We start from the raw sequence: 6,544 nt of genomic DNA on the forward strand, positions 1-6,544 counted from the left end.
AATTACCTTCCCACTTTCTTTTTGCCTGATTATATCACTACTAATCAATCGAGAATAATAAATTTCCCTTTACTATTTAGACCAATTCTAACTTTTTCACCTTTATTGATTTCCTCTCTCAACAGTGCCTCAGATAATAGGTCTTCTATATTTTTTTGGATGGAGCGACGTAATGGGCGAGCACCATACTCAGGGTCAAACCCTTCCTCAGCAATTTTGTCAACGGCTTTATCAGATAACGAAAATTCAATTCCTTGAGCTGTTAGACGATCACTTAATTGTTTCAGCATTAATGTAACAATATCCCTCATATGCTTCTTTTCTAAAGAATGGAAAACAATGGTTTCATCAATACGGTTAAGGAATTCTGGCCGAAAAGCCTTTTTTAATTCCTCGGTCACTTTTGCCTTCATCCCTTTATAATCAGCATGCTCATCCTCTAAGCTAAAGCCAACATATTTATTTTGCTTTAATTCGCTAGCTCCAACATTAGAGGTCATGATTAAGACTGTATTTCTGAAGTCAACCAAGCGCCCCTTTGAATCGGTTAATCGTCCATCTTCTAATACCTGTAGTAAAATGTTAAATACCTCTGGGTGAGCTTTTTCAATCTCATCAAGTAAAACAACTGAATAAGGTTTACGCCGTACCTTTTCCGTTAATTGGCCACCTTCCTCATGACCAACATAGCCCGGTGGTGAACCGACTAATCGAGAGGTCGTATGCTTTTCCATGTATTCGGACATATCAACACGGATCATTGCATCTTCATCACCAAACATAGCTTCCGCAAGTGCTCGTGCTAATTCTGTCTTTCCGACCCCAGTTGGACCTAAGAAAATAAAGGAGCCTATTGGACGCTTTGGATCCTTAAGTCCTGCACGTGCCCTGCGTATAGCCTTCGCAACTGCATCAACAGCTTCTTCTTGACCAATAACTCGGTTATGCAATACATGTTCTAAATTTAGAAGACGCGTACTTTCGTCCTTTGTTAATGAAGAAACCGGTACACCCGTCCAAGTTGAGACAACCGTAGCGATATCCTCGACAACAACCTCCGAATTCTCTTGACCCTGTTTTTCCTTCCATTTTCCCTTTGTTTCCTCAAGTTCTTTACGAAGCTTTTGCTCACGATCCCGAAGCGCTGCAGCTTTTTCAAACTCTTGACTTTGTACAGCGGCATCTTTTTCTTTCTTTACTTCAGCTAAGCTTTGCTCTAATTCTTTAAGGTTAGGTGGTGCGGTGTACGAGCGTAATCGCACTTTGGAAGCTGCCTCATCGATTAAATCAATAGCCTTATCCGGAAGAAATCGATCTGTGATATAACGACTAGATAGCGTTACAGCCGCTTCAATGGCTTCATCTGTAATGGTTACACGGTGGTGTGCCTCATAACGATCGCGCAATCCTTTTAAAATCTGAATAGACTGCTCGGTGCTAGGCTCATCTACTTGAATAGGTTGGAAACGACGCTCAAGGGCTGCGTCTTTTTCAATATATTTCCGATATTCATCCAAAGTTGTTGCACCAATACATTGTAGCTCACCTCGAGCCAATGAAGGTTTCAAAATATTAGATGCATCAATAGCGCCTTCTGCACCACCTGCTCCTATTAAGGTATGCAGCTCATCAATGAATAAAATGACATTCCCCGCTTGGCGAATTTCCTCCATGACCTTCTTCAAACGATCCTCAAATTCACCCCGATATTTCGTGCCAGCAACAACTGTACCCATATCAAGGGTCATCACTCGCTTATCACGCAACGTCTCGGGGACTTCATTATCTACAATTTGCTGTGCTAGCCCTTCTGCAACAGCTGTTTTTCCTACTCCTGGTTCACCGATCAAAACAGGGTTGTTTTTAGTTCGACGGCTCAATACTTGTATAACGCGTTCAATTTCTTTTTCTCTTCCGATTACAGGATCAATGTTTCCTTCTTTAGCTGTTACCGTTAGATCTCGAGCAAGTGAGTCTAAAGTAGGTGTACTAGCAGGGTTACTTTGTGCATTTCGTCCTTGCCCTTTACGAACCGTTTCATTACTCCCTAGTAGCTGTAGAACCTGTTGACGAGCACGGTTTAAACTAACATCAAGGTTATTCAACACACGTGCAGCAACACCCTCACCTTCACGAATTAAACCTAATAAAATATGCTCTGTTCCAACATAAGTATGGCCAAGTTTTCGCGCCTCATCCATTGATAATTCAATAACTTTCTTTGCACGTGGCGTATAATGAATGGTTTGCGCCCCTTGTTTTCCTCTGCCAATAAGTGCCTCTACTTCCTCTTGGATCTTTTTTGTTTCAAGCCCTAAAGATGTAAGAGCTTTGGCAGCAATTCCTTCACCTTCACTAATTAGGCCAAGCAAGATATGCTCTGTCCCAATATTGCTGTGACCTAATCGAATCGCTTCTTCTTGTGATAATGCTAGTACTTTTTGTGCTCTCTCAGTAAATCTTCCGAACATCATCTATGTCTTCCTCCTTTACTACTCTTCTAATCCTAAGCGTTCTCGAATAATGGCTGCCCGCTTGATATCACGTTGTTTAGCTGTTAACGACTGCTGAGCATACTGCTGTAAAAAGGCAGGTTGTGTCAGCACCATCAGTTCATTTAATATCGATTTTGATAAGTGCGTAAGGTAACCTACATCGATACCCAGTCTCAAATCGGACAAACATTTAGCTGCTTCTTTTGATTCAATAATACGACTGTACTTTAACGTACCGTAGGAGCGATAGATACGATCCTCTAAGCGTAGCTCTGATTGTTCAACTAGTAATTTTCTTGCATAGCGTTCACGTTCTATCATTTGATTAACAACACCATGAAGATCGTCAATTATATCGGACTCGGATCTTCCTAACGTCACTTGATTGGAGATCTGATAAATATTACCGACAGCTTCACTGCCTTCTCCGTACAACCCTCTAACAACTAAGCCTAACTGATTAATAGCAGGAACCATTTTGTTCATTTTTTGTGTTAATGTTAAGGCAGGTAAATGCATCATGACCGAAGCTCTGAGCCCTGTTCCTACATTTGTTGGACAGCTTGTCAAATAGCCTCGTTTCTCGTCAAAGGCATAATCGATTTTTTCCTCTAACCAGTCATCAAACTTAAATGCTTCTTCAAGCCCTCGCTCAAGCTGTAGACCAGGAAAATATAGCTGTAAACGTATGTGATCTTCTTCATTAATCATGACAGATACTTGTTCGTCATTAGTAAGGAGTACACCACTTTCCTTCTCTCGCTCTATCAGATAGGGACTAATGAGATGCTTCTCAACCAATGCCCGCTTCTCTAATGCTTGTAAATCTCGCATTGAAATATATTCTAGCTTTTTACCTTCAGCAAAGGTCTTCTGATTAAAATGATCTTGTATCCAATTTGAAACGATCTTTAAACTATCCTCATCAGCCATAATTGGAAAGGGTACATCTGTAAAATTGCGAGCAAGCCGAATTCGTGTGCTCAGAACAATATCATGATCTGGTCCATCCTCTTGCATCCAAGGACTTATTGCTTTTTCAATAAATGATTGTAAGCTCATGATCATTCCCCTTCCTCATCACGATTTAGCTCACTTGCTTGCTCCAGAGCCTTTATCTTATCTCTTAGCTTTGCTGCTTCTTCAAAAGCTTCTTGAGCAATTAATTGTTTAAGCTGTTCCCGATAGTCTTGAATTTGCCTTTTCTTTTGTAGGTGGACATACTGTCTTTTTGGTATCTTTCCAATATGTTCAGTATTCCCACTATGGATCCTTCTAAAAAGTGGATTTAAATGGTCTTTAAAGGTTTGGTAGCAATGTGAACATCCAAATTTACCAGTCTTAGCAAATTGAAGGTAGCTCATATTACAATGAGGACAGGTTAATTCTTGTTGACTACTTGTCTGTGGCTCGGGCTTTTTAGCCATCGGTGTATTAAAGTTAAATAATCCACTTAACAAATCATGAATTGTATAAGTTTCGTCGTCTCCTTCAATGTAGCCTTTTTCAATCGCACAATGTTGGCAGACGTGTATCTCTGTTTTTTCACCATTAATGTAATTGGTTAAATGCAAGGTAGCAGGTCGCTGATGACAATTTTCACAGTCCATTAGCTGTCCTCCTTTTCACTAAAAATTTATCATTGATAATTTAGTGCAAATAACATTGCCGTTAACAGGCGTGATCGCAATTCATCACGGAAAGGTAATTTAATGGCTAACGTTTCTCGATTTATTACATTGAGCATAATCTTTGCTTCTCGCTTTGTAATAAGTTGATCCTCTAAGAGCCTTTCAATAACTGACACGGATACCTGTTGACTAACCTTTGGTTGAATAAGCTGAACTAACTCGTTGATTAGGGCTGTTTTATCATTGTTTTCTAAACGTTGAATACGGATGTATCCCCCGCCCCCTCTCTTACTCTCAACCAAATAACCTCGTTCAGGTGTAAAACGTGTGTTAATAACATAGTTAATTTGGGAGGGCACACAGGAAAATAAATCTGCTATCTCGCTACGTTTAATTTCAATAATATTATGTTTATTCTTTTCAATTATTTGCTTTAAATGCGCTTCAATAACATCAGATATGTTACGCATGTTCCTCCTCCTTATTGACTTTGACTATATTTGACTATATTTATATTCTATACTGGTTGATCGCTTTATGCAAATCAAAATCGTTAAATTTCTTTAACTTGCTTAATATGTTTTAGATTTAATAATTCATAATAAAGATCATTTTTATTAATATTTTTCCCTAAATCTACTTCTGTAATCACTTTAGGACTATCCGGATGATCATTAATGAATTCAATATTCTTAACTACAATACTAAACTGATTATACTTTAAAAATATACTTTCAATATCTTTAAAATCATTTATTGTAATTTCAAGATTAACCTTGTTAACTCTTTTAGCAACAATACTATCAAAGTTATTAAGAAAAATTAAACTTAACAATATAATAACCGTAGTTAAAATTGCCATACTGTACATACCTATCCCTACAACTAGCCCTAATCCCGCTACAGCCCATATTGAGGCTGCTGTTGTCAAACCACGTACTGTCATACCATTAACAATAATTGTTCCTGCACCTAGAAAGCCAATACCGCTAATAACATAAGACGGGATACGCGCAGGATCAAAACGAACAATATCAATATTTGCATCAATATAGCTTTCAAAGCCATATAAGGACAGCAGCATCATCGAACAGGCACTTACCCCTACAAGAATATGGGTACGAAATCCTGCGGAGTGCTTATTCATTTCACGCTCAAAACCAATTATTCCTGATAAAATTAAAGCCAGTACTAAACGGATTGCAATAGTTACGAATTGTTGATCAAAAAGCATACTAATCATTGATAACCCCTTTCTAATTCATCATATAAATTACTCTAAAAATATGCATGATAACTATTTTATAAAACTGAAGAATTTCTCGTCACCCTTAATAGGAAATATCAACCAACAAAGAAGCTAAAATAAATAGATCACCAATATGGGGATCTATTTATAGTATATACTATTCTTTTAACCAGGATATTGCCATTGTACCATAACCGGTATGGACGCCTGCCACTGGAACTAAGGTTTCAACAGTTATATTTAAATTTTGACAGGAATACTGTAATTCTCTTTTCCATTGATTAGCTTGTTCTAGTGCACCTGCATGCATGATACCTAATTCTTTTAATTCTCCATCTTGATAGGCATTCTCAATTTTTTGAAAAAGATACCTAACTGCTTTCTTTTTACTCCTTATCTTATCATCTATAACGACTTTTCCATTTTCAAACTTTAAAATGAGATTAATGTTTAATAAATTAGCAAATACAGCTTGTGTTGTACTTACACGACCACTACGCTTTAATTGCTCTAAGCTTTTGGGAAGTAGGTACATCTCAGTTTGCTCAGCAAATTCACGAAGCCTGGATACAATCTCTTGGTATGGTCTGCCTTCTGCTTCCATTTCAATACCCTTTTTAATCATTCTTCCAAGTGCATAGGAGCCAATTTTCGAATCGATGACCTCAACATTAAAACCCTGCATTTGTGAAGCACTAACGGAGCTCTGATAGGTACCAGTTAACTCACTGGATGCGTGTATTGCTATACCCCGATCAAATTCATTGATAAGACTTTCATATACTTGAACAAATTCTCCATATGGAGGTTGACTAGTTTTTGCTCCTTCTCCATGCTCCTTTAATAAGTCATAGATTTCTTCTTTACTTATATCAATATCTTCCCGATACGATATATTATTAATGTTCACTACCATAGGTAATACATGGATGTTATGTTCGGTGATGAATTCCTTTGATAACCCACAGGTACTATCAGTTATCCATGCAATTTTTTCCATCAGTAACTCTCCTCTTACTCGTGTTATGGTATTACTTTTAATAGTTATTCCCTTTGCTGATTATGATCAAACAAGTTAAATAAGCTCTTTTTAAGTATTGTTATAGAAGGAAATGAAAAATCTTTAAGCTAAAAAAGCTTCAAGGCAGCAATTTGCCTTGAAGCTTTTC

General features: G+C 37.7%; 6 protein-coding genes. All 6 read right to left on the bottom strand.

Translation table 11 applies throughout. The features are described 5' to 3' along the window. Positions 1-44: 44 nt before the first annotated feature. Positions 45-2,474, bottom strand: coding sequence for an ATP-dependent protease ATP-binding subunit ClpC (gene clpC / locus ASE01S_RS11860; RefSeq protein ID WP_067842560.1), 2,430 nt, complete (start codon positions 2,472-2,474; stop codon positions 45-47). Between the two features lie 18 nt (positions 2,475-2,492). Continuing rightward, entirely contained in the window at positions 2,493-3,557 is a 1,065-nt protein-coding gene (gene mcsB, locus ASE01S_RS11865) for a protein-arginine kinase McsB (protein ID WP_067842563.1), read from the bottom strand. Between the two features lie 2 nt (positions 3,558-3,559). Next, positions 3,560-4,105, bottom strand: a complete 546-nt coding sequence (gene mcsA, locus ASE01S_RS11870) for a protein-arginine kinase activator protein McsA (protein WP_067842566.1) — start codon at positions 4,103-4,105, stop codon at positions 3,560-3,562. 29 nt (positions 4,106-4,134) lie between these two features. Further along, the gene (locus ASE01S_RS11875) at positions 4,135-4,596 is read right to left on the bottom strand and encodes a CtsR family transcriptional regulator (RefSeq protein ID WP_067842569.1); all 462 of its coding nucleotides are present in this window, start codon (positions 4,594-4,596) and stop codon (positions 4,135-4,137) included. Between the two features lie 83 nt (positions 4,597-4,679). Then, entirely contained in the window at positions 4,680-5,369 is a 690-nt protein-coding gene (locus tag ASE01S_RS11880) for an MgtC/SapB family protein (RefSeq protein WP_067842572.1), read from the bottom strand. A 163-nt stretch (positions 5,370-5,532) separates the two neighbouring features. Further along, positions 5,533-6,375 carry a DegV family protein gene (gene fakB / locus ASE01S_RS11885; RefSeq protein ID WP_067842575.1) on the bottom strand — a complete coding sequence of 281 codons (843 nt, stop codon included), beginning with the start codon at positions 6,373-6,375 and terminating at the stop codon, positions 5,533-5,535. Positions 6,376-6,544 lie beyond the last annotated feature (169 nt).

The organism is Amphibacillus sediminis NBRC 103570, from assembly GCF_001552275.1.
GTDB classification, from domain to species: Bacteria; Bacillota; Bacilli; order Bacillales; family Amphibacillaceae; genus Amphibacillus_B; species Amphibacillus_B sediminis.

Bases quoted from the DNA above. Each gene is read 5' to 3' on its own strand.
- fakB (WP_067842575.1), bottom strand. From the start codon at position 6,375: ATGGAAAAAATTGCATGGATAACTGATAGTACCTGTGGGTTATCAAAG.
- mcsB (WP_067842563.1), bottom strand. From the start codon at position 3,557: ATGAGCTTACAATCATTTATTGAAAAAGCAATAAGTCCTTGGATGCAA.
- ASE01S_RS11875 (WP_067842569.1), bottom strand. From the start codon at position 4,596: ATGCGTAACATATCTGATGTTATTGAAGCGCATTTAAAGCAAATAATT.
- mcsA (WP_067842566.1), bottom strand. From the start codon at position 4,105: ATGGACTGTGAAAATTGTCATCAGCGACCTGCTACCTTGCATTTAACC.
- ASE01S_RS11880 (WP_067842572.1), bottom strand. From the start codon at position 5,369: ATGATTAGTATGCTTTTTGATCAACAATTCGTAACTATTGCAATCCGT.
- clpC (WP_067842560.1), bottom strand. From the start codon at position 2,474: ATGATGTTCGGAAGATTTACTGAGAGAGCACAAAAAGTACTAGCATTA.